Below are 23,181 nucleotides of genomic sequence, written 5' to 3' on the forward strand. Positions count from 1 at the left end.
ATGGTCGACGGGGGTCAGTCCTTGAGGGCCGAGCGGGACAGGCGGATCGCCGAGAGGAGGAAGAAGATTCCTCCGAGGGTGGCGTAGCCGGCGAGGGCGGTCAGTGAGGGGTCGTCCTGTGAGGCGCTCTGGATGAAGGACGCGCCGGCCAGTACCGAGATGCCGCCGCTGGCGATCATGGCCCACTGGCCGCCCATCGGTCGGCGTGCGACGCCTACCAGGAGCTGGATGAGGCCGGAGACGACCGCCCAGGCGCCCCAGACGCGCAGTACGTCGGCGGTGCCCGAGGTGCCGGCGACCGCGAGACCGACGGCGGCGAGCGCGCTGACGGCCATGTTCGCGTACAGGCCCTTGACCGGCCCCGCGGTGCGCGCCGACCTGGCGTCGAGGACGGCCGCGACCACGTCGAATGCGGGGTAGAGGAACAGCAGCAGTTTGGCGCCGGTGGTGAGGTCGGAGCCGTTCACCAGCAGGAGCGCCGCCCAGGCGATGGCGAAGGCGAAGCGGATGACGTACAGCCGCCGCAGGGCGGGCTTGGTGCCGACGCGCTCGGCGGATGCGACGGATGACATGGGTTCTCCAGTGAGTAAGGGGATGGCTGTGGGACGGGTCCGGCCGCTCGGGCAGGGGCGGGCTGCCCCCGTTCGGGCAGACGGGAGGTTCTGAGTAGAGAGAACGGTCTCTCTGTTTGCAGAGCCTGACACATCGCATCCGCGGAAACAAGAGAGACCGTTCTACCCGCTACGATGGGCGGTATGACACAGACGGATGCCGGCACGGGCAGGAAGGTCTCCGAGGCGCGGGAGCGGCTCTTGAGGACCGCGGGGCAGCTCTTCTACACGGAGGGCATCCACACGGTGGGCGTCGACCGATTGGTCGCCGAGTCGAAGGTCACCAACGCGACCTTCTACCGCCACTTCCCCAGCAAAGAGGACCTCGCCGTCGCCTATCTCGGAAGCGTCGACCTGGCGATCCGCGCCCAGATCGGCGCCCTGACGGCCACCGACGTGCCGACCGCCGCCATCCTGCGGGGCATCGGTGCCTCCCTGGTCGAGCAGATCCGCTCGCCCGGCTACCGCGGATGCGCCTTCCTCAACGCGGCAGCGGAGTTCCCCGCTCCCGACCACCCGGTCCACCGGGTCGTCGTGCAGCACCGCGAGTGGTTCCTGCAGACGATCACCGGACTGTTCGCGCAGATCGCGGACGAGTCCGCCGACCACGCCGGGCGGCACTTCGTCATGCTCCGCGACGGCGCGATGAGCGCCGGCTACCTCGGCGATCCCGTCCTGGCCGGCGAGACCCTGCTTCGTGGCATCGACGGCCTGCTGCGGGTCCACACCGCCCGCGGACTCGACGAGGGTGTCACCCCCGCACCTGACCAGGCACCCTCCACGTCCATGACGGTCTCCGACATCGACTGCTCGCCGCCGAGCGCGTAGGGGTCGGGACGCGACCGGCCGCGTACACGCCGAGTGGGCCGTCGAGCGGCCGGCTGCGCGAGCTGATCAGCGATGGTCCGGTCCCGAGTCGGGCTCTGACGGGAGTGAGGTCGCGTTGAACACGTTGTCGGGGTCGAATCGCCGCTTGGCGTCCAGCAGGCGGCGGATGTTCGGGCCGTACGAGTGGGTGATCTGGTCCGAGTCGTCGGGGCCGAGCAGGTTGGGGTAGCCGCCCGGGCACGCATCCGGGGCGAGCGTGGTGTGGAGATCGTCGGCCCACGCTCGGTGCGCGGGAGCTGCCTGGTCGTCGGCTTCCCAGACGGCGATGATCTCCGTCATGAGGTGCGGGGTCCGGTTTCCGAACGCGGTGTCCGTGGCCCGGACCCGGGCGGCGGCACCGTGCAGGCTGTGCAGGGCGATGGCCGACGTCGGTGTGGGGAGAACCTCGCCCGAGGCGAGCAGGGCGGAACGCACCCCCGCGGCGAGGCCGGGCAGGGTGCGGGTGCGGATGCGCACGTGGCGCCCGAAAGGAAACAGGGCGTCGGTGCCCGCGAGTACGTCGGACATGCGGGCCGGTCCGACCTGCGCGACGAGCGGCTGTCCGAGAGCACTGAGGCGGGCCAGCGCCTTCTCGCCCTCCGCGCGGTCCTTGTCGCTGCCGCCGCTCCAGGTGGGGGCGAGGAACAGCGCGGGATTGCCGTCCGGCGCGGTGACCACACCTGTTTGCACGGTGAGTTCGTCCGGTTCGCCGAGTAGGACGTCCTCCAGCGCGGCGAGCACCGACGGCGCTTGCGACCACGGGTACATGATCATGCCGGAGAGCAGTGCGGGTACGCGGTGCAGCCGGATCTCCATGCCGGTGACCACACCGAAGTTGCCGCCCCCGCCGCGCACCGCCCAGAACAGCTCCGGCTCGTCGTCGGCGCTCGCGGTCACGGTGGAGCCGTCGGCCAGCACGAGGGTGGCGGACAGGATGTTGTCCGCGGCGAGGCCGAACCTGCCGCTGAGCGGCCCGTAACCACCACCCAGGGACAGTCCCGCCAGTCCCACGGCGCCCGAGGTGCCGGTGACCGCGGTCAGCCCGTGCTCTTCCGCGGCGGCGACCAGGTCCGCTGTCGTGGCCCCGCCACCCACCCGTGCCACCAGGGACCCCTGATCCACGCTCACGTGCCGCATCCGGGACAGATCGACTGTGACACCTCGGTCGGACAAGGCCCGTCCCGCCCAGTCGTGGCCGCCGCCGCGCACGGTAAGGGGCAGCCCGAGACCGACCGCGGTGCGTACCGCGGCCGCTACGTCGGCGTTCTGCTCGGCGCGCACGAGCACCCCGGGCCGGTGAACCACCGCACCGTTCCACAGGGCGCACGCCACGTCGTACGCGGGGCCTGAAGTCACCACGCGGTCCGGGGAGATGACGGCCCGAAGCTCACCGATGGCGCGGGTGATCCGGTCGTCGGTCGGCGCGGTCATGGTTTCCTCCGTCTGTCGTTGCCTGGATGGGGAGGGTTACGGACTTACGGACGTACGGATTAACGGACATACGGACGGGGCGGGTGGGACCGCGGCGGAACTCCGGCCGAAAAAGGTGGGGCAGGGGGAGTGTGCCAGGTGATTCCTGGCGGGAAGGCCCTGGGATGCCGGGCCTTCCCGCCAGGTGCGAGCCGTGGTCGGTTGTCAGGCGCCGGGCGCGCCCGGGGAGGCGCTGCCCTCGTAATCGCCGAGGCCGCCGACAAGCTTTGCCAGCTCGGGGTCCTGCTCGTAGCGGCGCTGATGCAGAGCGGCGATCTTCTCGCCCATGTCGGGGTCCGGGTCGTCGGTGACGTCGTACGACACGAACTTGTCGACCAGGGGCAGCCCGAGTTCGTCGGTGCGCCGGTGGGCGGGGTGGATGAGGTACTCCCAGTAGCCGTCGAGGTCCTCGATCACGTACGTGCCGGCCCACTCGTACTCACCGCCGAAGTCGCGGCCGACGAGGTGGGACTTGACGGACGGGATGACCTCACCCTGGCGGCGCAGGCTCTCCAGGGCCTCTTCGAGCTTCTCGGGCGCGACGCCGGGCTTGAGGCTCAGACGGACGCAGTGGTGGATCATCGGGGTACTTCCTCTCGTGAGTTCTGTTTCCTTGGTGGGGGAGTTGGGCCGGCGGTGGCGAGTGCGACTACCGCGATGAGCGCGGCACCGACCGTCAGCGCGATTCCGGTCCAGGTGAAGGCATCGGCGAGGCTGGTGGTTCGGACAAGGGGCTGTACGGCCAGCGGCGAGAGGAACTGCCCGAGGAAGATCCCCGTGACGAGGCCGCTGAGCACCCGGCCGCGCTGGGCGGGGCGGGCGAGTTCGCTGAGTCGCAGGTTGAGGTTGGGTACGACGAGGCCGACGCCGACGCCGCCGACGAGCATCCCGGCCAGGACCTGCTCGACGGTGTCGGCCGTGCCGACCAGTAGCCAGCCCGCGCCCAGCAACCCGACGCCGAGCGTGGTGATCGACGTGGTGCTCCACCGTCGGCGCAGAGCCGGGAAGGCCAGCGCGCCGGCCGTGCCGGACAGCGTGCTGCCGGCTATCACCGCACCGACGACGGTGGGTCCGCTGCCGAAGTCGCCCAACAGGAAAGGCAGTTGGGTGGGCGCCATGTAGAACACCAGTGTCGCGGCAAGGGCTACCACGTACACGCCGGCGATACGGCGCATGCCGCCCGGCTGGGATGGCCTGGGTTGATCGAGTGCGGTGCCGTGTTCGAGGCGCGGCTCGTCGCGCAGGGCGACGACGGCGAACACCGCGACAGCGGCCGACACGGCGTAGAGCCAGAACGGTGCCCGCCAGTCGACCGTGGCCAACAGGCCGCCCAGGGGCAGGAAGACGACGCCGCCCAGACTCGCGAACGCCTGTTGCAGCCCCAGGAAGGACGCGCGCCGCGGCCCGTCGAACCAGTCGGTGAGGGTGGCGCTCACCGCCGTCATGATCCCGCCCACCGCGACGCCGAGCAGCGCCCTCGTTCCCAGCAGCGTGTACAGGTCACCGGCGAAGAAGCCGCCCGTGCCGCTGAAGGCGTACAGCACGAGGCTGGACACCAGCAGCGTACGGCGTCCGAGGCGGTCGGCGACCAGGCCTGACGCGGGGGCGCTGAGCGCGATGGCCAGCGAGGTGATGGTCAGCACGAACCGGACGAGGAGATCTGCGCCCGGACTGCCGGCGAACTCCTCCCTCATTGCGGGCAGTCCGGGCGCGATGATCGCCGCCGCCATGAGGGTCAGCGTCGAGGCGGCCAGGATCACTCCGCGTGCCAGGCGCGAGGGCGATCGCGGCGAGCGGGCCGAGGGTGGCGTGGTGGCGGTCAAGGCCGCGCTCCTTTCGAGGTCGGGAAGGGCACGGTCCGGGCGTACGGGGGAGCGCCGAGCTCACGAAAGCCCGTACGGCCGCCGCCATCGCGCGGTCCGGGCGTGCGGGGGAGCGCCGCTCAGGAGCGAGTGCTGGAGGTCGCGCCGACTGCCTCATCGAGGCGGGCGTCGGCGTTCTTGTCGTCGACGGCACGCAGGGCGACGTGGCCGTCGGGCCGAACGAGGAGCGCGCCGGTGTCGCTGATCTCGCACAGGACGAGCCAGTCGCGGTCGCAGACGAGGTCGCGGCCCACCGTGAGGACGTCGATCCCCGCGTCCGAGTGGCGGTCCGTCGCTGCCTGCCAGGCCGCGCCGTGCTCGCCGGTCAGGAGCAGAAACCGGCCCGGTCGGATCAGCCGGTGCGTGTGCGTTCGTCCTTCACGGGACTCGAACCACGCGTGCGGAGCGCGTGCACCGGGTCGGGCGCTGGGTACGTGGTCTATTCCGAGGGGATCGCGTTCCGGAGCGGGTGTCCCGTCAGCGACGAGGGCGCCGTTCTCGTAGCGGTAGCCGAGCTCGATGTCGTGGTGCTGCCACTCGGTGCGCAGCGTGTGCAGCAGTTCGCGCAGCCGGGCGCGCCGTGAGGTGCCGTCCGCGCCCTGGGCCAGTACCGCCTGGAAGGTGGCGAGATTCTGCGGGGCTGGAGCGCCGCCGACGAGGCCCCAGGCGGCCTGAGTGGTCGTCAGGTGGTTGAGCGCGCTCAGCATCGCGCATTCGATGTTGCGGGCGGCGACGGGGCGGCGTTCCTGTTCGTAGCTGTCCAGAAGGCCGTCGGCGGCCCGCCCCTTGAGCACGGCGGCCAGTTTCCACGCGAGGTTGTGGGCGTCGCCGATGCCGGTGTTGAGACCAAGGCCACCGGTCGGGGGGAAGCGGTGGGCGGCGTCCCCCACGACGAACACCCTCCCGGCGCGGTACTGGTCGGCCAGCACGCTTTCGATCGTCCAGCCGCCCGAGGCGAGCACCTTCACCGGCAGGTCGGGAACTCCGAGAACGTCACGGATCGTCTCGACCGCGGCTGCGTCGGTCAGGCCCTGCTCCGGTGACGCGTCGATCGGGCCGATGAGGTTGAGTACCCACTCCTCGCACCGCCGGTCCCAGTGGGTGGGGCCCATGGCCACCAGGGCGACTTCCAGCATCGTCCCGTCGGGGGTGGCGCGGTTGACCAGGCGGATCCAGGCGTCGTCGTCCTCGCGCAGCATCTGTGAGAGGTCGGCCGCGAAGTGGATCGTGGTCGCCTGTCCCAGCGGCGGTAACCCGGACATCGAGAGGCCGACCGCATCGCCCGCGGTGCGGCCTCCGTCGGCGGCGATCACATACCGAGCGCGGACCTCACTGGACGCGCCGTCGGCCGAGCGGAGGGTGGCACTTACGGCATGCTCGGCGCCGCTCAGCGAGACGACCTCCTGTTCGAAACGGACATGGCCCGGGTTCCTCCTCTCGGCAGCCCGGCGTAATCGCGGCTCAAGGTGTTTCTGCGGCAGGTTCCCGCTCCTGTAGGCGCTCGCGTCGGCGTAGGCCTGTGCGAGGGTGCCGCTGCCGAAGGCGTCCAGGCGCATCACCAGCTCACCGTCGGGGGCGAGGCTCGTGAACCAGGCGATGCCGCCGACGCGCCCGGCCCCGGACTCGTAGACCTCCTCGGCCATGTGGACCGAGTCGAGGATCTCCATGCTGCGCGAGTTGAGGTAGTGCGCCTTGGGCAGCCGCGAGGTGCCGTCGCGGCGCTCCGCGACGATGTGGTCGACGCCCAGGTCGGACAGCAACAGGGAAGTGGTCAGTCCGACGGGTCCGCCGCCGATGATGAGAACGTCCGTTTCGTCGTGTCGTCGGGTATCAGAGGACATGGTCGGGTGTTCTCCAATGGGATCGTCGCGGTTGTCGTCCGGGCTTGCCGTCCGTGGTTGTCGTCCGGGCTGTCACGCGGGCTGGCTGTCGTCCGGGCTGTCATCCGGTGGGCGTCGCACGGAGAACCGGGGCCCGCCGTCGGACCGTCTGGCGGAGCGCGGAGCGGGGAGCGGCGGGGGGTGGCGGGGTCTCGCATCCTCGGACGCTCCGATCCCCGGATGCCGCGCTCGCCTGATCGCTCGATGGCGGCGCGGACCGCTGCGACGAGGTCTCTTGGGTATCGGCATCGATGTCGCGACGCAGGGCCGTGCGCCGTGCCGTCCACGGCGGCGTCACGTCCGAAGACGGGTGCTGCCGCCGCTCTCTGCCGCCGGTCGCCCCTACCGCGCCTACCTGAACCGGCTCAGCCCTTGGTCACCGACGAGCCGCTCCGGCGTCGGGCCTGATGGACTTGCGGATCTGGTGGTCGATCACGGTCGCGCTCCCTCCGCGAAGCTTGTGCAACTCTTTGTTGCGTTAACGACGCTAGCAGCCCCTTCCGCTAATTGCAACGTTCTGGTGCGTTTGCTAGGCTCGTTTCATGCCGCAAGATCCATCCGACGAGGTCAAGCTCCTGCGCTCCGACTCGGCGACCGCCCGCCCCGGGGGCCGTACCGCCCGTACGGGGCAGGCCGTGATGGACGCGACCATCGCCGAGCTCAGTGAAGTGGGGTACGCGGCTCTGCGGATCGAGTCAGTCGCCGAGCGCGCCGGCGTCAACAAGACCACGATCTACCGGCGTTGGGGGGACAAAGCGGGTCTGGTCGCCACCGCGTTCATCGAGCGTCAGGGGGAGGCGTCGCCGCCCGTGGACACCGGCGACCTTCGCGAAGACCTCCTCTCCTTCCTGCGGGAAGTGCGACGGGCCTTCGACAGTCCGTGGATCACCGCCCTCATCCGGGAGACCGGACCCCGCTCACCCGGCGACGGTGGCATCCACGAGGTTCTGGACAAGATCTGGCCCGCCCGCTTCGCCCTGTCCCGCGGGATCTTCGCGAAGGGCATCGCGCGCGGCGATCTCCCCCCGGAGGCAGACCCGGACTTCCTGGTCGAAGCCGCCGCCGGTCCTCTGTACTTCCGTTGGCTCTTCCTCGGCCGCGAACTGACCGACGACTTCCTGACGCGCACCGCCGATCTGGTCCTGCGGGGAGCCGCCGGCCCTCAGGTGGCTACTGAGCCGTCCGGGGCCGACGGCGCTTAGCGTCACTGCTTCAGCGGGCGTACGGGCGATTGGCGGCGGGAATGCGAAAGTGCCCTCTGGCCCGGGGTGGGGGGCCCTCTGGCTACTCGACGCGATCGTGATCGATGAACGCGGTCAACGCGTCCACGGTCGCGTCGGGCTGCTCGTCCGGGATGAAGTGTCCGGCCTGGGGGATGAAGGCGCCGGTCGCGTTCTTCGCCCACGGGCTCAAGGAGGCGGCCATGTCGGGGATCGACCCGTGGGAGCTGGAGATTCCCAGGACCGGGACGGTCAAGGGGCCTCGTTGGAGAGCGTCATGGTTCTTCCGTGCTGACTCCGCGGCTTCGCGGTAGTAGGCGAGCGACGCTGAAAGACCCCCCTCGGCAGCGATGGCGGTGGCGTAATGGTCGATCTCGGCGCCGTCGAAGGTGTTCGGGGACAGCGCTTTGACGTTCAGGAACCAGTCGACGTAGTCACGCTCGCGGCCGGTGAGCAGGGTCTCGGGCAGTTCGGCCACTAGGTGGAAGGCGAAGTGCCAGGTCTTCCAGGCCCGGTCGGGATCCGTCGGGATGGAATCCGGGAGGGTGATTCCGGGAATGCCGGCGTCGAGCAGAGCGACACCGTGCAGGTGCTCTTCGTACTTCAGGGCCAGTGAGAAGGCGACCCAGGCTCCGATGTCGTGGGCGACGAGCCAGCACCTCGGCACGTCGAGCGCGGTCAGCGCGGCCTGGACCCGTGAAGCGACGGTGTGCGTGTCGTAGCCCTCTTGAGGGCGCTCGGAGTGGCCCTGCCCCGGTAGGTCGATCGCGATCACGCGGAATCGCTCGGCAAGGCCGGGCATCACTTTTCGCCACGCCCACCAGGTCTGCGGGAATCCGGCGAGCAGGACGACGGTTGGACCGCCCGGCCGGCCACCTTCCACGGCGTGAAGCCGGATTCCTTCCGCGTCGACCCAGCGGTGTGTGAAACCCGCGAGGTCGTGCAGCGGCAACCCGGGGACCGGGTTCTGGTCGCGGGAGCGGTTCGGGGCCATGGCGTCGTCGGTCATGGCTTGAGCCTACGGCATCTTGAACCATTCAGTTCAAGATAGGATGGGCAGGGTCACAGCGACTGGTCCGAGAACGAGGTGCGTGCGTGATGGCTGGGAAGAAGCAGTTCGACGTGGACATCGCGCTCGACGCGGCGATGGTCCAGTTCTGGAGGGCCGGACACGCCGACACGTCTCTCGACGACCTCTCCAGGACGACCGGATTGAACCGCAGTTCCATCTACTCCTCGTTCGGCGACAAGGACTCGCTCTTCCTACGCTGCCTGGACCGCTACGCCGCGCGGTACGGAAACCTGTACGACCAGGCGCTTTCAGGTGCGTCTGAGGAACCGCTCCAGGCGGTGCGGGCGTTCTTCGAGGTCACTCTGCGACGCATCGCCGACCCTGACGTACCCGATGGATGCCTGATCGCCCAGACCGCGATGGCGGCACCGGTGCTCAGCCCCGCCATCGCCGCACGCGCGAAAGAGGCTCTGGGCTTTCAGCATGCGCGGCTGCGGACCGCCCTGAACGCCGCGCGGTTGGCCGAAGATGATGCCGACGACTTCGCGGTTCACCTGACGGCGGTCAACCAGTCGCTGGCCGTGATGAGCAGGACCAGAGCCAGCCAGGAGCAGCTCCGCACGGTCATCGACATCAGTGTGAACGCGCTCTCGCACGCCCTGCCTGCCCGGAGTTAGCCTCGCCGTTTCGCCTGGGTACGGCGGCTGTGGGGCAAGGACAGAACATGACCCGGCCCGCGCTCGTCGGCCGGCTCGGACTCCTCCGGACGACAGGCTCAGTGGGTGAGGAGCATGCGGCGGGCGAGTCGGGTGATCTCGCGGGTGGCGGGTGACAGTACGGAACCTTGCCGTCGGACCACGGCGATGGTGTCGTACAGCGGTTCGGCGAAGCCGACGGTGTGCAGGTTCTCCGGGAAGTTGCGGCTGCGGGCGACCGCGCGGGAGACGATCGTGTCGCCCGCGCCTCTCGCCACGACGTGCAGGGCGGCCTCGACGTGTTCGACCTCGATGACCGCGGAGAGGGTGACGCCCGCGACCTGGGCGCGTTCGGCGAGTTGACGCCGGGTCGGGTCCCGCCAGCCGTAGTGGGCGTCGTAGAGGATCAGCTTCGCTGCCGCGAGGTCGGCCATCGTGACCGGCCGCGTGGTGCGGTCCGGGTCCGCGGAGGCGTACACGACCTCGTCCCGCATCAGCGGGGTCACGTCGAGGCCTTCGGCGTCGATGGGAAGGACTACGAGACCGGCTTCGAGGTCGCCCGAGGTGACGGCCTCGGCGACCTCCACGGAGTTGAGGCCGACGATCCGCAGGCGTACCCGTGGGTGGCGGGCGTGGAAGGTGTCCAGCAACTCGGACAGGAAGTAGTAGTCCGCGTTGCGCAGCAGACCGAAGGTGGCCACGCCGCCGTCGAGCGATGTCAGCGAGCGCAACGCGCGGTCGGCGCCTTCGGCCGCTTCGGTCGCCTGCTCGGCATAGCGCAGGAGCTCCTGGCCCGCTGCCGTCAGGATCAGCCGCCGTGGACCTCGGGTGAAGAGCGGTACCCGGTAGTGGTCCTCCATGCGTTTGATCAGCTCCGAGACGGAGGGCTGGGTCGTTCGCAGCTCCGCCGCGGCGGCGGAGAAGGTGCCCAGCCGCGCGGCGGCGAGGAAGGCACGCAACTGGTTGAGGGTTATCGCCGGCGCGGACGAGGAGGGCATGCCCGTCATACTGCCATAGGGCTGCCCTATGGACCGTCGAGGACAAATCGGGGTTGTCCCAGGACAAAGCCTGCATCAGGCTCATCCCATGAAATTGAGTTCTCGCTTCACGACCGCCTTCGCCGACCGGATCACCCTGCTCAAGGCCCCTGGCGTGGATGCTCCGCCGGCCCAGCGCGACCCCGAGGTGATGGAGACCGTCAGCCGCATGCTGTCGGACATCGAGCGCCACGGTCTGGACGCGATCCGCCGCTACGCGAGCACGCTGGACGGTCAGCCGGACGGTGCGGTCGAACTGTCCGCCGCGCAGGTGGCCGGCAGTGGTGACCAGCTGCCGAAGGCACTGCGGGAAGCGATCGAGCTCGGCGCCGAGCGCACCCAGCGCTTCGCCGCGCTCCAGCGCGCGCACCTGACGGACTTCGAGGAGGAGACGGCGCCCGGACTGGTGGTCGGGCAGCGTTACGTGCCGGTCGGCGCGGTCGGGGCCTATCTGCCGGCGGGGCGGTTCCCGCTGACGGCCAGTGCCTTCATGACGGTGGGGGTGGCCAAGGCCGCGGGCGTCCCGACGGTGCTCGGGTGCACGCCTCCGCAGCCGGACGGCCGCGCCAACGACGCGGTCACCTACGCCGCCCACCTGTCCGGGATCGATCACCTCTTCGTCATCGGCGGAGTCCAGGCCCTGGCCGCCATGGCCTTCGGTCTGCTGGACCGGCCGCCCGTCGACATGATCGTCGGCGCGGGGAACGCCTACGTGGCCGAGGCCAAGCGCCAACTGTTCGGCACCGTCGCCATCGACCTGCTCGCCGGCCCCTCCGAGGTCGCCGTCATCGCGGACGAGACGGCCGACGCCGAGGCCGTCGCGGCGGACCTCCTGGGCCAGGCCGAGCACGGCCCCACGTCCCCGGCCGCCCTGGTCACCACCTCCGAGAGGCTCGGAAGGGACGTCATCGCCGCGGTCGAACGACAGCTTCCGACCCTGTCCACGCAGGACATCTGCGGGCCCGCCTGGAGGGACTTCGGCTCGGTGATCCTCGTGGGCAGCCACGAGGACGCGGTCGCCGTCATGGACGAACTCGCCCCGGAACACCTGGAGGTGCAGACGGCCCAGGACGACTGGTACCACGACAGGCTGCGCAACTACGGCTCGCTGTTCCTCGGCCACTGGAGCACGGTCGCCTACTCGGACAAGGGCATGGCCGGCACGAACCACACCCTGCCGACCGCCGGCGGCGCCAAGCACAGCGCCGGACTGTCCGTCTCCCGTTACCTGAAGCCGCTCACCTACCAGCGCATCACGCGCGAGGCCACACCGCTGCTCGCCGAGGCCGTGGAGGTCATCTCCGCCAGCGAGGGCATGGCGGCCCACGAGGCCACGGCCACCATCCGCCTGCGTACTTATGCGGGTTGATCCCACGTACACGGGCTGATCCCACGTACACGGGCTGATCTCACGTACACGGGCTGATCCCACGTATGCGGGCTGATCCCACCAACCAAGGACCGGTGCACCGGATGAAAACCGTACGTCGTGAAGGAGCAGGCCTGCCCCGGTTCGTACCGGGCGCAGCCGCTGCCGTCGCGCTGGCAGCTCTCCTCGCCTGCGCCGGATGCAGTCCGCCCGGAGCGGGCAGGTCCGCCGGTGCCCAGAGCCAGATCGCCGTCACCGGGCCGGTGACCGTCGCCCAGGTCGCCGCCCTCGGTGACGTCACCCTGCGGATGTGGGCGGACCAGGCCGAGAAGCCACTGATGAAGTCGGTGATCCCGGCGTTCGAGAAAACCTACCCGAACGTCACCGTCGACATCACCTACAAGAGCTTCGACGACCTGATCGCCACCGTCGTCAACGCCGCCTCCGGCAGTACCCCGCCCGACCTGTTCGAGGGCAACATCGGCTACGCGGTCGACGGGGCGCTGGTCAAGGCCAAGCTGGTGCGCCCGCTCGACGACGTGGCCGCGGCGTACAACTGGATCACGGGCACCGGCGCGAGCACCCTGGCACCGGCCCGCTGGAACAGCGACGGCACCGCGTTCGGCAGCGGCAACCTCTACGGCATGTCCCCGATCAGCGAGGTCCAGGGCATCTACTACAACAAGGCACTCCTCAAGTCCCTGGGGCTGGAGCCGCCCAGCTCCCTGAGCGACCTGGAGAAGGACCTGCCGGTCGTCGAGAAGGCCGGCAAGCAGCCGATCATGCTGGGCAACAGCGACCAGTACGCCGCCACCCACATCTTCTCCGACCTGGCCGTGACCGAGCAGAAGCCGGCCGATGTCCGCGACTGGATCGGCGGCAAGTCCGGCACGACCTTCGTCAACGACGGCAACGAGAAGGCGGCCGCGACGATGGCCGACTGGGCGAAGAAGGGCTACTTCGGCTCCGGCTACGACGGGCTCAGCAACGAGGACGCCATCACCCGGTTCGCCAAGGGCTCGGGCGCCTTCTTCGTCGGCGGCTCCTGGAACGGCGCCACGCTGGACCCGGCGAAGTTCGGCTTCGGCGCGCTCACCACCGGCGGCGCCGGAGCCACCGCCTCCCCGTGGCACATCTCGGCCTCCTCGAAGGTCACCCCCGCCGCGGTCGCCTTCCTCGCGGCCCTGCACACGCCCGAGACCGGTCAGGAGATCCTCGACACCGGCCGGCTGCCCGTCGTCACCGACGGAGTGAAGGGGGCCAACACCCTGCAGTCCCAGACCCTGGACGCGCTCAAACACACGATCGCCGCCGGCACCCAGATCGGCTACTACGACTGGACCGCCACCGACATGCTCACCGTGATGGGCGGCAAACTCCAGGAGGTCATGGCCGGCCGCACGAGCGGCGCGGACTTCACGAAGGCGGTCCAGAACTCCTGGCAGAAGGCGAGGCAGTCACCATGAGCACCGCCGCCCCCACGAGGCACCGCGGCACCCCGCCCACCATGGCCCGCCCCGACGGAAACCGGTCGAGGCGCCGCCTCCCCCTCGTCTCCTACCTCTCCTCCCTGTCCTGGTCGTCGCTGCTGTACGTGGCACCGGCCCTGACCTTCTTCGCCGTCTTCGTCCTGTACCCCATCGGCGTGTCCGTCTGGTACTCGTTCTACGCGTACGACGGCCTGACCGTGGGCACCTGGGTCGGCTGGGGCAACTACACGGCCGTCTTCACCGACCACCAACTGCGCGCCGCACTGCTGCACTCGCTGCTCCTGCTGATCTTCTACGCCGCGCTGCCGGTCTGCGCCGGACTGCTGCTGGCCGGGGCCATGTCCCGGATCCGGGTCTACGGCCTGACGGTGTTCCGGGCGGTGCTGTTCCTGCCGCAGATCCTCTCCAGCGTGGTCGTCGCCGTCGCCTGGCGGAACCTGCTCGCCGAGGACGGCCCGGTCAACGCCGTACTACGAGCCCTGGGCCTGGGCCGGTTCACCACCAGCTGGCTGGGCGACTTCGACACGGCCCTGCCCTCGATCGGACTGATCGGCACCTGGGTGGAGTACGGCCTGTGCATGGTGCTCTTCCTCAGCGGCATCGTCGCCATCGACCGGTCGACCTACGAGGCGGCCCGCTTGGACGGCGCCGGGCCCGTACGGGAGTTCTTCTCCATCACCCTGCCCGCCCTGCGTCCGCAGATCTCGATCGCGCTGATCCTCACGGTCACCTTCGCGCTGCGCAACTTCGACCTCATCTGGAACACCACGCGCGGCGGTCCCGGCACCTCCACGACCGTCCCGAGTCTCTACGTCTACCAGGACGCGTTCCAGAACCGCATGCTCGGCCGGGCCTCCGCGCTGGCCATCGTGCTCACCGTAGTGATCCTCGTCGTCGTCCTGGTCGTGCAGCTGACGCTGCGGGAGCGCGACGGCGGACCGCGCCGGTCCGCCCGGCCCGGCACGAAGGGACAGTCATGAGGATCGCTCGCGGCGAGAGCATCGCCACGCACGCGCTGCTGGTCGTCGCCGCCGTCATCGCCGCCTTCCCCCTGGTGTCGATCGTCGTCTCCTCGCTGCACGGTGTGACCGGCTCCTCCGGAGGTCTGTCGTTCGCCAGTTACTCCACGGCGTGGACCAATGGCCGCTTCGGGTCCGCCCTGCTGTCGAGCGCGCTGGTGTCCGTCACCGTCGTCGTGGTCACGGTGCTCCTCGCCTGCCTGGCGGGTTTCGCGCTCGCCACCATGCGGGTGCCGGGCGGCCGGCTCATCCTGGGCCTGCTGCTCCTGGGGCTGGTGCTGCCCTACGAGGTGACGGTGCTGCCCCTGTACGAACTCCTCGCGGGATGGCATCTCGTCGACACCTACTGGGCCCTGATCCTGCCGCAGATCGCCCTGTCGGTGCCCCTAGGTGTGCTGTGGATGCGGTCGTTCTTCGCGTCGGTCCCCACCGAACTGCTGGAGGCGGCGCGCATCGACGGCACCAGCCGGCTGCAGACCCTGCGCCTGGTCGTGCTGCCCGTCGCCGGGCCCGCCATCGCCACCCTGAGCACGGTGCTGTTCCTCTTCACCTGGAACGAGTTCCTGCTGGCACTCATCCTCGTGCCGGACAACGCGACGGTGCAGACCGTCCCGCTCGCGCTGTCCTTCTTCTCGGGGGCTGCGCGTTCAAGCGACCCCGCCGTCACCGCGGCGGCCGCCGTCCTGGTCGCCCTTCCGGTACTGCTGGCGTACGCGCTGCTCCAGCGGCGCCTGATCGGCGGCCTGACCGAAGGAGCCGTGAAGTGACCGCGTCCAGCCCGGCCGGACCGACCGGCGTCACCCGCGTGGTGTGCGAGCAACTGGTCCCACGGGTCGGTGACCCGGCGTACAACAAGGCCCTGGCCGAAGACGCTGTCCGGCGCGCCCTGGCCGACCGGGCCGACGTCGTCGTCCTGCCCGAACTGACCACCTCCGGCTACGTGTTCACCTCCCCGGAAGAGGCACGGCACACCGCGATCGCCGCCGCCGACCCCTTCTTCGGCGACCTCGCCGCCCTGCTGTCCGGCACCCACACCGTCGTCACGCTCGGCTTCTGCGAGGACGGGGGCGACACGCTCTACAACAGCGCCGCCGTCGTCGACGCGAGCGGAGTGCGGGCCGTATACCGCAAGACGCACCTGTGGGACCGGGAGACCCTCTTCTTCACCCCCGGCGACCAGGCACCCCCCGTGGTCGACACCGCGCACGGCCGTATCGGCGTACTCCTCTGCTACGACCTGGAGTTCCCCGAGATGCCCCGGCGGCTGGCGCTGGCAGGTGCCGACCTGATCGCGGTGCCGACCAACTGGCCCCTCACCGACGTCCCGGCCGGCGAGCGCCCCGCGGAGATCATCCAGGCCCAGGCCGCCGCGCGCGCCAACGGCGTCTACATCGCCTGCGCGGACCGCGGCGGCACCGAGCGCGGCCAGGAGTGGACGCAGGGCACGGCGGTCGTCAACCAGTACGGCTGGCTGACGGCGGCCGTCACCGGCCCGGAGCAACGGATCGTGGCCGACCTCTTCCTCCACCTCGCCCGGGACAAGGCCCTCTCCCCGCACAACGACCTGCTCGGCGACCGCCGAACCGACATCTACACCCAGGAAAGCCCGCTGCTATGACGACAGCCGACTCCACGCACGCGCCCACCGAGACCGGCCGTCCCGCTGACGCCGACTGGTGGCGCACAGCCGTCATCTACCAGATCTACCCCCGCTCCTTCACCGACGCGGACGGCGACGGCACCGGGGACCTCCCCGGCATCACCGCGCGCCTCGACCACCTGGCGGACCTCGGTGTCGACGCTCTGTGGCTCTCGCCGTTCTACCCCTCACCCCAGCGTGACGGCGGCTACGACGTGGCCGACTACCGCGCGGTCGACCCGATGTACGGCACCCTCGCCGACTTCGACGCGCTGCTGGCCCGCGCCCATGAGCTGGACATTCGCGTCATCGTCGACCTCGTACCCAACCACTGCTCCGATCAGCACGTCGCCTTCCGCGCCGCGCTGACGGCCGCGCCCGGCAGCGAGGAACGGGCCCTGTTCCACTTCCGGGACGGCCGCGGACCGGACGGCTCCCTGCCGCCCAACGACTGGACGTCCATGTTCGAGGGCCCGGCCTGGACCAGGGTCACCGAGGCGGACGGCAGCCCGGGGCAGTGGTACCTGCACCTGTTCGACCCCGGCCAGCCCGACTGGAACTGGGACAACCCCGCCGTACGCGAGGACTTCGAGACGACACTTCGCTTCTGGCTCGACCGCGGTGCCGACGGCTTCCGCGTCGACGTGTGCGACGCCCTCGTCAAGGCTCCCGGCCTGCCGGACTGGCCCCGTCCCACCCACGGCGTGATCGAGCCCGTCGACGGTGTCATGCCGCCCATGTGGGACCAGGAGGGCATCCACGAGATCTTCCGGACCTGGCGCCGGCTGCTGGACACCTACGACGGCAGGCGCATCCTGTGCGCGGAGGCCTGGCTGCCGCCCGAGCGCGCCGCCCGGATCATCCGCCCCGACGAGATGCACCAGGCCTTCAACTTCCGCTTCCTGGAGACCCCGTGGCAGGCGGACGGCCTGCGCGCCGTCATCGACGGGTCCCTGGCGGCCAACGACACGGTCGGCGCGCCCACCACGTGGGTGCTGTCCAACCACGACGTGATGCGTCACGCCAGCCGCTTCGGCTACGACGGCCCGGTCGAGCTGGAACACGGCGTGGGAGCCGACGACCCGCAGCCCGACCGTCCGCTGGGACTGCGCCGGGCACGAGCGGCGACCGCCCTCATGCTCGCGCTGCCCGGGTCCGCCTACCTCTACCAGGGCGAGGAACTGGGCCTGCCCGAGGCGACGGAACTTCCGGACACGGCCCGCCAGGACCCGGTGTGGGAGCGTTCCGGGCACCGCATCCGGGGGCGGGACGGCTGCCGGGTGCCTCTGCCGTGGACAGAGGACGGCCCCGCCTTCGGCTTCGGAACGAACCCGGACACCTGGCTGCCCCAGCCCTCCGACTACGGCTCCTACGCCGCAGCCGCGCAGCGCGACCACCCCGGCTCCACGCTCCAGCTCTACCGCCGCCTGCTCGAACTGCGCCGCCACCATCGGCTGGGAACAGGAAACCTCCGCTGGGTGCAGTCCCGCCACCAGGTACTGCACTTCGCCAACGGCCCTGTCGAGGTCATGACCAACCTCGGCCCCGCACCGGTTCCCCTGCCCCCTGCCGCACACGTCCTGACAGCCTCCGTACCGGTGACGGACCACGTTCCCGCGGACGCCACGGTCTGGTTCACCAGAACGTAGGCGGTGCCGCACCTCTCGTAAGGCCACCAACGCTGGGCAGCTCCCCCGCCGTGCGAGCACCTACGATCCACTCCATGCGCAGTGTGTTCGCGTTCCCCGCAGGTGAGCGGGCAGAGACCGTCGCGTCGCTCGATCGACATCTGCCCGCGCAGCGCGATCCCTGGACTGTGGAGGGCAACCTCTACATCGAGATCGACGATGAGCAGACTGGCTACCTCTTCTCCGACTGGGATTCCGACGACGTGGCGGCCCTCGAAGCGGCCGTCGGGCATCGCCCCACCTGGGCAGTGCAGATTGACATCTCCGGACGAATCGACGGCACCAGAGAAGTCCACCGACTGGTGGAGCTGTTGCTTGAGAACGGCGGCGTGGCGACCGACGACTATTCCGCCCACCCCTGGACCTTGCAGGAGATCAAGTCTGGAGCACTGAACGGGGGCCTCGGCTTCTTCGATTTTCGGGCGCACCGCGAACTCCACCACGAACTCCCCGAATGAGAGAGCTCCCCTGACTCGGCCACCGCGCGACCGGCGGATGCGGAGAGGCGAGGCCTGCGGATCTGGAACTACTCCGACGGCTTGTACGTTCGTGTGCACAGGCTCGAATGCGGGGGAGGGGAACTCTGTTGGCAAGCCCGCTGATCGAGACCAAGCTCTACCGACCCCGGATTCGGCACGGTGTGGTGGCGCGTCCACGCCTGGGTGAGTTCCTGGAGCGAGGGTCGACATCGAGGATGACGCTCGTGTCGGCCCCGGCAGGCTTCGGCAAGACCACGGTGGTGGCCGAGTGGCTTCAGGGCGCGGACGCCGGTCGGCGGCGCACGGCGTGGCTGTCTCTCGACGTGCGCGACCGGCACCCCGCGTCGTTCTGGACCTACGTGGTCACCGCCCTGCATCGGGCCGTGCCCGGCGTGGACGCCGGGGTCCTGCCGTTGCTGCAGTCGGCCCAGGTCCCGATCGAGACCGTCCTGACCACCGTGCTCAACGAACTCGGCGCCCTGACGGACCCGCTCGATCTGATCCTCGACGACTACCACCTCGCCGACACCCCGGACATTCAGCCGGCCATGACGTTCCTGCTCGAACACCTCCCGCCGCAGGTGCACTTGGTGATCTGCACCCGCGCCGACCCGGCGCTGCCGCTCGCACGCCTCCGGGCCCGCGGCGAGTTGGTCGAACTGCGCGCCGCCGACCTCCGCTTCACTCCCGTCGAGGTAGCGGCCTACCTCGACGAAACCGTCGGACTGAACCTTGCCCCGGCGGACATCGAAGCCCTGGAGCAGCGCACCGAGGGCTGGATCGCCGCACTCCAGTTGGCGGCGCTCTCACTCCAAGGGCGCCCGGACGTCTCGGACTTCATCGCCGGATTCGCCGGAGACGACCGGTACGTCCTCGACTACCTCGTCGACGAGGTCCTGGCCCGCCAAAGCGACGACGTGCGTGACTTCCTGCTCCGGACGTCCGTCCTGAGCCGCCTCCACGGCCCGCTGTGCGACGCCGTCACCGGACGCCGGGACGGCAGAGCCATGCTCGAAGTCCTCGACCGGGCCAACCTGTTCGTCGTCCGGCTCGACGACAAGCGCCGCTGGTACCGCTATCACCATCTCTTCGCGGACGTCCTTCGCACGCACCTGGCCGACGAACACCCCGGCGAGGTCGCGAGCCTGCACCGCAGGGCCGGCCAGTGGTACGCCGACGCGGGGGAGCCGGCACCGGCGGTCGGTCATGCGCTCGAAGCCGGAGACGTCGACCGCGCAGCCGACCTCGTCGAGCAAGCGATCCCGGTCGTGCAACGCGACAGACAGGAAGCCACCATCTGCGGCTGGATCAAGGACCTTCCGGACGACATCGTGCGCGTCCGCCCCGTGCTCGCCCTGGGCCTGGTCGGCGCTCTCATGACCCGCGGCGAGTTCGAGGGAGTCGAGGACCGTCTCCGGGAGATCGAGCGGCTCCTCGCCGACGGTGAGGACGAGGGAACGGCGGCCGAGCTGGTGGTGGTCGACCGGGGCGCGTTGGCCCGGCTGCCCGGCGCCGTCGAGATGTACCGCTCCGCCCTCGCACTGGCGGGAGGTGACGTCTCCGCGACCGTGACCCACGCGGCCCGAGCCGTCGACCGCGCCGCCGCGGACGATCACCTGGTCCGGGCCGCGGCATCGGCCCTGTCAGGGCTCGCCAGTTGGGGCAGCGGCGATCTGGACGCCGCTCACACGGCCTACTCCGCCGCCGTCGAAGGCCTGCGACGGGCAGGGTACGTCGCGGACGTCCTGGGATGCTCGATCACGCTGGCCGACATCCGCATCACCCAGGGCCGCCTGGTCGACGCACAGCGCACCTACGAGCGCGCACTGCGCCTGGCCTCCGAGGAACCTGGCACCCTGCGAGGCACAGCGGACATGTACGTCGGGCTGAGCCAGGTCGCCTGGGAACGCGGAGACGACGCGGCCGCGACCGGACATCTGCGGCGAGCGCGGGAACTCGGTGAGCTTGCCGGGCTCCCGCAGCACCCCTACCGATGGAGGGTCGCGATGGCCCGGATCCTGGACGCCGAGGGCGACCAAGCCGGCGCACTGGACCTGATCGAGGAAGCGGAGCGCGTCTTCACCACCGACCTCTCCCCGAACGTACGACCCGTCCAGGCCACCCGCGTACGCCTGCTGGTCGCCCACGGCAACCTGGGCGAGGCCCTCGACTGGGCTCGCCGACAGGGGCTGACCACCGACGACGAGCTGTCCTACGTACGGGAGTACGAGCACATCACCCTGGCTCGTGTCCTGCTCGCCGTGCACGCGGCCGACCGCTCCGCATCCGCGCTCGACGCCGTCGCCCCGTTCCTCCAACGGCTCCTCGTGGCCGCCGAGAACGGTGGACGCACGAGCAGCGCCATCGAGATCCTCGTACTGCGGGCACTTGCCCACCACGCCGGCGGAGACGCCTCCACCGCCCTCACTGCCATGGAGCGGCCCCTGACGCTGGCCGAACCCCACGGCCACGTGCGCGTCTTCGCGGATGACGGGCTGCCGGTCGCCGCGCTCCTCGACACCCTCGTGAGACAACGGCCCGACTGGGCGTATCCGCGCCGTCTCCTGGACGCGGCCACGAAGACCGGCAGCTCCACCGACGAGGAGACGGCAGGGGGATCCGCGGCCGAACGGCACGCGCTCGTCGAGCCGTTGAGCGACCGCGAGCTGGAAGTACTCAGGCTGCTGGCCGGCGACCTCGACGGCCCGGACATCGCCCGGCGACTCCATGTGTCCGTGAACACCCTGCGTACGCACACCAGACACATCTACACCAAGCTCGGAGTCAACAACCGGCGGGCCGCGGTGCGGGTGGCCGGACACCTCAACCTCATCTCCCGCGCGCCCGGCCGATGAGCCGAGGGCTCTGAAGAGCCCGGCCGCACAATCACCACCCCGGTCATCAGATGTGGTGATGCCCGCTCATCACCCTGCTTGCGACCTTGCAGTCGGACTTCCGGCCACGCAAGGCACAAGGAGCGTCATGACCACCCCGACCAGCGGCTCCCAGGACCGTCGTCCCAGCTGGTACGAGATCCGGCTTCAGGGCTGCCTCGGCCCCCGGTGGGCGACCTGGTTCGACGGCATGACCCTCACCGTCGGCGCTGATGGGACAACCCTCCTACGGGGTCCCGTCGTCGACCAGGCGGCACTCCACGGCCTGCTGCAGAGGCTGCGCGACGTCGGCCTTCCCCTGCTCTCGGTCGCCCGGTTGGAGAGCGGTCCACAGGAGAACGAACCGCGGACGCCACAACCCCGCAAACCCGAGAACCCAGAACACGGAGCCTGACATGACCACCATGCGTACGTCCTCACCCAGGCAGACACAGACCGACTGGACGAGGAACCATGCCCGCGCGGCAGGAGCGTTCCACCTGCTCACCTTCCTGGCCTCCATCCCCGCACTGCTGCTGATCGCCCCTGTCCTGGACCACCCCGACTACATAGTCGGCGCCGGGTCCGACACCCGAGTGCTGTGGGGATGTCTCCTCGACATGGTGAGCGCCCTGGCCTGCATCGGTACGGCCGTCGCGGTCCTCCCCGTCGTCAAACGCACGAACGAGGCGCTGGCCCTGGGCTTCCTGACCTCGCGCCTGGTCGAGGCCGGGATCATCCTGACCGGTGTGGTGAGCCTCCTGTCCGTGGTCACGCTGCGCCAGGACCTCTCCGGCGCGACCGGCACCACCGGCGAGGACGCCGCGACGCTGCGCACCGTCGGAGAGGCGCTCGTGGCCGTCCGCGACTGGACGTTCCTGCTCGGCCCCGGCTTCATGGCCGGCATCAACGCGCTGCTGCTCGGCACCCTGCTGTACCGGTCACGGCTGGTACCACGCCTCATCCCCGCGATGGGCCTCATCGGGGCGCCGCTGCTCCTGGCATCCGGCATCGCGACCTTCTTCGGCCACAACGACCAGCTCTCCGCGTGGTCGCTCCTCGCGACCCTGCCCATCGCCGCCTGGGAACTCTCGGCCGGCACCTACATGCTCGTCAAGGGCTTCAAGTCCTCAGCCGTCGAAGCCGGTTGAGCTCGACCAGCTTCTCGCGGAAGCCGTCCCACGTCATCGGCGCGCTCTTCGGGAACGCCCCGAAGAGGTCGGGGCTGGTCCAGGGCGGCGATCAGGCTGGGACGCGTCGCCTTCTACCGGGCGGGAGCAGGCCTGGAAATGCCCTCCTGCACCCGCCCCGAGGGGAGATGTGAAGCCCCCGGCCCTCCGAGGCGCCCGGCCCCGAGGTCCGAGTGTCATCTCCCGACGGCATCCTGACCACGGAGTAGGGCGTTTCTGCACTGCAGGACGACGGGGCATAATGATGACGAGGTCAGGAAGCGGCCCACAACATTCTCTTCATTTTTGTGGGGTTTTCGTGTCGCTTCTGACTTATCGCGTGGGCAGATGCCTGGTCGTTGAACTGGACGAAGTCATCGACCCGGACATCGAGGACACTGTCGAGGGTGTTCTGGAGAGCCTGGTGCGTAGCGAGGTCGCGCCGGTGGTAGTGGTGGATCTCCGCACTGCGCTGCTCACGTCCACGGCGCTCCAGATGTTGTCACGAGTCCGGCGAACCGCTCAGATCCAGGGCTCCGCTCTGTGCGTCGTGGCGCGGCATCCGCTCGCACGCCATGTCCTGCGTACCGCCGGCCTGACCCGCACACTCCGGGTGGCCACCACGATAAGCGGGGCCATGGCTCTCGCTCGCGGGTGTCCGCCCGCGCACCAGCCCGCCACCCACCCGCCTGTCGTGGCCGGTCGGCCGGCGCCGGTTCGTCGAGCGATCGGACGCCTCCTCTTCCGCTGAGCGCCGCTGTAGCACGCACCGCACCACCTCCTTCACTTTTTGCCCTGTGC

The 23,181-nt window shown here is 70.0% G+C and carries 21 protein-coding genes; 14 read left to right on the forward strand and 7 right to left on the reverse strand.

Annotated elements, in window-relative coordinates; genetic code table 11:
- Nucleotides 1-14: 14 nt before the first annotated feature.
- The gene (locus tag ACIP79_RS32010; RefSeq protein ID WP_401228773.1) at nt 15-572 is read right to left on the reverse strand and encodes a hypothetical protein; all 558 of its coding nucleotides are present in this window, start codon (nt 570-572) and stop codon (nt 15-17) included.
- A 174-nt stretch (nt 573-746) separates the two neighbouring features.
- Between ACIP79_RS32010 and ACIP79_RS32015 the strand changes: the two genes are divergently transcribed.
- Nucleotides 747-1,439: a TetR/AcrR family transcriptional regulator gene (locus ACIP79_RS32015; protein WP_401228775.1), complete on the forward strand. Its 693-nt coding sequence runs from the start codon at nt 747-749 to the stop codon at nt 1,437-1,439.
- A 66-nt stretch (nt 1,440-1,505) separates the two neighbouring features.
- Here ACIP79_RS32015 and ACIP79_RS32020 read toward each other — a convergent pair whose 3' ends face one another.
- The 4 genes from ACIP79_RS32020 to ACIP79_RS32035 all read right to left on the reverse strand — a co-directional run bounded on the left by ACIP79_RS32020 (nt 1,506) and on the right by ACIP79_RS32035 (nt 6,651).
- The gene (locus tag ACIP79_RS32020) at nt 1,506-2,909 is read right to left on the reverse strand and encodes an FAD-binding oxidoreductase (protein ID WP_401228777.1); all 1,404 of its coding nucleotides are present in this window, start codon (nt 2,907-2,909) and stop codon (nt 1,506-1,508) included.
- 204 nt (nt 2,910-3,113) lie between these two features.
- Complete coding sequence (locus ACIP79_RS32025; RefSeq protein WP_401228779.1) at nt 3,114-3,530, reverse strand: Dabb family protein; 417 nt, start codon at nt 3,528-3,530, stop codon at nt 3,114-3,116.
- Entirely contained in the window at nt 3,527-4,771 is a 1,245-nt protein-coding gene (locus tag ACIP79_RS32030) for an MFS transporter (protein WP_401228781.1), read from the reverse strand. The genes ACIP79_RS32025 and ACIP79_RS32030 overlap by 4 nt, the downstream gene beginning before the upstream one ends.
- Before the next feature lie 119 nt (nt 4,772-4,890).
- On the reverse strand, nt 4,891-6,651 hold the full coding sequence (locus ACIP79_RS32035; RefSeq protein ID WP_401228783.1) for an FAD-dependent monooxygenase: 1,761 nt from the start codon (nt 6,649-6,651) through the stop codon (nt 4,891-4,893).
- A gap of 581 nt (nt 6,652-7,232) precedes the next feature.
- Here ACIP79_RS32035 and ACIP79_RS32040 point away from each other — a divergent pair.
- The gene (locus tag ACIP79_RS32040; protein WP_401228785.1) at nt 7,233-7,892 is read left to right on the forward strand and encodes a TetR/AcrR family transcriptional regulator; all 660 of its coding nucleotides are present in this window, start codon (nt 7,233-7,235) and stop codon (nt 7,890-7,892) included.
- A gap of 82 nt (nt 7,893-7,974) precedes the next feature.
- On the opposite strand, the gene ACIP79_RS32045 is transcribed toward ACIP79_RS32040, so the two are convergent.
- A complete protein-coding gene (locus ACIP79_RS32045) occupies nt 7,975-8,919 on the reverse strand; it encodes an alpha/beta fold hydrolase (protein ID WP_401228786.1) in 945 nt (314 codons plus the stop codon).
- 89 nt (nt 8,920-9,008) lie between these two features.
- Here ACIP79_RS32045 and ACIP79_RS32050 point away from each other — a divergent pair, with 89 nt between their 5' ends.
- Nucleotides 9,009-9,599 carry a TetR/AcrR family transcriptional regulator gene (locus ACIP79_RS32050; RefSeq protein WP_401228788.1) on the forward strand — a complete coding sequence of 197 codons (591 nt, stop codon included), beginning with the start codon at nt 9,009-9,011 and terminating at the stop codon, nt 9,597-9,599.
- Nucleotides 9,600-9,697: 98 nt separating this feature from the next.
- On the opposite strand, the gene ACIP79_RS32055 is transcribed toward ACIP79_RS32050, so the two are convergent.
- A complete protein-coding gene (locus ACIP79_RS32055; protein ID WP_401228790.1) occupies nt 9,698-10,615 on the reverse strand; it encodes a LysR family transcriptional regulator in 918 nt (305 codons plus the stop codon).
- A gap of 88 nt (nt 10,616-10,703) precedes the next feature.
- Here ACIP79_RS32055 and hisD point away from each other — a divergent pair, with 88 nt between their 5' ends.
- The 11 genes from hisD (at nt 10,704) to ACIP79_RS32110 (ending at nt 23,131) form a co-directional block, all read left to right on the forward strand.
- On the forward strand, nt 10,704-12,023 hold the full coding sequence (hisD, locus tag ACIP79_RS32060) for a histidinol dehydrogenase (protein ID WP_401228792.1): 1,320 nt from the start codon (nt 10,704-10,706) through the stop codon (nt 12,021-12,023).
- Nucleotides 12,024-12,127: 104 nt separating this feature from the next.
- Nucleotides 12,128-13,489, forward strand: a complete 1,362-nt coding sequence (locus ACIP79_RS32065) for an ABC transporter substrate-binding protein (protein WP_401228794.1) — start codon at nt 12,128-12,130, stop codon at nt 13,487-13,489.
- Nucleotides 13,486-14,493, forward strand: a complete 1,008-nt coding sequence (locus ACIP79_RS32070) for a carbohydrate ABC transporter permease (RefSeq protein ID WP_401228796.1) — start codon at nt 13,486-13,488, stop codon at nt 14,491-14,493. Before ACIP79_RS32065 ends, ACIP79_RS32070 begins: the two co-directional genes overlap by 4 nt.
- Nucleotides 14,490-15,299 carry a carbohydrate ABC transporter permease gene (locus ACIP79_RS32075; protein WP_401228798.1) on the forward strand — a complete coding sequence of 270 codons (810 nt, stop codon included), beginning with the start codon at nt 14,490-14,492 and terminating at the stop codon, nt 15,297-15,299. The genes ACIP79_RS32070 and ACIP79_RS32075 overlap by 4 nt, the downstream gene beginning before the upstream one ends.
- The gene (locus ACIP79_RS32080) at nt 15,296-16,150 is read left to right on the forward strand and encodes a nitrilase-related carbon-nitrogen hydrolase (protein WP_401228800.1); all 855 of its coding nucleotides are present in this window, start codon (nt 15,296-15,298) and stop codon (nt 16,148-16,150) included. The genes ACIP79_RS32075 and ACIP79_RS32080 overlap by 4 nt, the downstream gene beginning before the upstream one ends.
- Nucleotides 16,147-17,820, forward strand: coding sequence for a glycoside hydrolase family 13 protein (locus ACIP79_RS32085; RefSeq protein ID WP_401228802.1), 1,674 nt, complete (start codon nt 16,147-16,149; stop codon nt 17,818-17,820). Before ACIP79_RS32080 ends, ACIP79_RS32085 begins: the two co-directional genes overlap by 4 nt.
- A gap of 74 nt (nt 17,821-17,894) precedes the next feature.
- Nucleotides 17,895-18,317, forward strand: a complete 423-nt coding sequence (locus ACIP79_RS32090) for a hypothetical protein (protein WP_401228804.1) — start codon at nt 17,895-17,897, stop codon at nt 18,315-18,317.
- Between the two features lie 245 nt (nt 18,318-18,562).
- A complete protein-coding gene (locus tag ACIP79_RS32095; protein ID WP_401228806.1) occupies nt 18,563-21,193 on the forward strand; it encodes a LuxR C-terminal-related transcriptional regulator in 2,631 nt (876 codons plus the stop codon).
- A 127-nt stretch (nt 21,194-21,320) separates the two neighbouring features.
- Complete coding sequence (locus ACIP79_RS32100; protein WP_401228808.1) at nt 21,321-21,626, forward strand: hypothetical protein; 306 nt, start codon at nt 21,321-21,323, stop codon at nt 21,624-21,626.
- A 1-nt stretch (nt 21,627) separates the two neighbouring features.
- Nucleotides 21,628-22,362 (forward strand): DUF4386 domain-containing protein, encoded by a 735-nt coding sequence (locus tag ACIP79_RS32105; RefSeq protein WP_401228810.1) that lies wholly within the window; start codon nt 21,628-21,630, stop codon nt 22,360-22,362.
- Nucleotides 22,363-22,699: 337 nt separating this feature from the next.
- On the forward strand, nt 22,700-23,131 hold the full coding sequence (locus ACIP79_RS32110) for an anti-sigma factor antagonist (RefSeq protein WP_401228811.1): 432 nt from the start codon (nt 22,700-22,702) through the stop codon (nt 23,129-23,131).
- Nucleotides 23,132-23,181: the final 50 nt, after the last annotated feature.

The sequence above is a fragment of the Streptomyces sp. NPDC088747 genome, from assembly GCF_044751025.1.
GTDB lineage: Bacteria > Actinomycetota > Actinomycetes > Streptomycetales > Streptomycetaceae > Streptomyces.